General features: G+C 75.9%; 1 protein-coding gene. It reads left to right on the forward strand.

The genetic code is table 11. The features are described from left to right. The coding region (locus L2I40_RS23970; RefSeq protein ID WP_237217844.1) for a tripartite tricarboxylate transporter substrate-binding protein at window positions 1–746 on the forward strand (746 nt) is incomplete at both ends.

Genomic DNA, 746 nt, shown 5'->3' on the forward strand with positions numbered 1-746 from the left:
CACCCTGGTCGTCGGCGCAGCGCCGGGCGGCACCACGGACGCGCTGGCGCGCGAGGCCGCGGAGACGATGCGGGAGCGTCTCGGCCGCAACGTCGTCGTCGAGAACCGTGCCGGTGCCGGCGGGAATCTTGCCGCGCAGGGCGTGGCGCGCGCGGCGCCTGACGGCGGCACGCTGCTGGTCGCCTTCACCAGCCACACGCTGAACGCCGCGCTGATGCGCCAGCTGCCCTATCGTCCGCTGGAGGACTTCACGCCGATCGCGCTGCTCGCGCGGCTGACGGCGAACGTCCTCGTCGTCGGGCCGTCGGTGACGGAGCCCGACCTGCGCGCCTTCCTCGCGGCCGCGCGGGCGCGGCCGGATCGCTACAGCTTCGCGATCGGCGGCGTCGGCGGGTCGCTGCACATGCAGACCGTGCTGTTCCGCAGCGCGCTGCGTCTGACCGGGCCGGAAGTGCCGCATCGCGGCACGGCGCCCGCCTTCCTCGACGTCATCGGCGGGCATGTGGATGCGATGTTCGCGCCGCTCGACGTCGCGACGCCGCTGCTGCGCGAAGGGCGCGTGCGGGCGCTGGCCGTGACGGGCGAGACGCGGCTCGCAGCCTTCCCCGACGTGCCGCTGCTGCGCGACCAGGCGCCCGAGGTCGGCGCGGCCGTCGCTTGGTTCGGCGTGCTCGGCCCGGCCGGCATGCCCGCACCCGTCGTCGCCGCGCTGCACGAGGCGATCACGACGGCGACGCGCACGCCGC

Origin of the sequence: Falsiroseomonas oryziterrae (assembly GCF_021864505.1) — a bacterium.
Classification (GTDB): domain Bacteria; phylum Pseudomonadota; class Alphaproteobacteria; order Acetobacterales; family Acetobacteraceae; genus Falsiroseomonas; species Falsiroseomonas oryziterrae.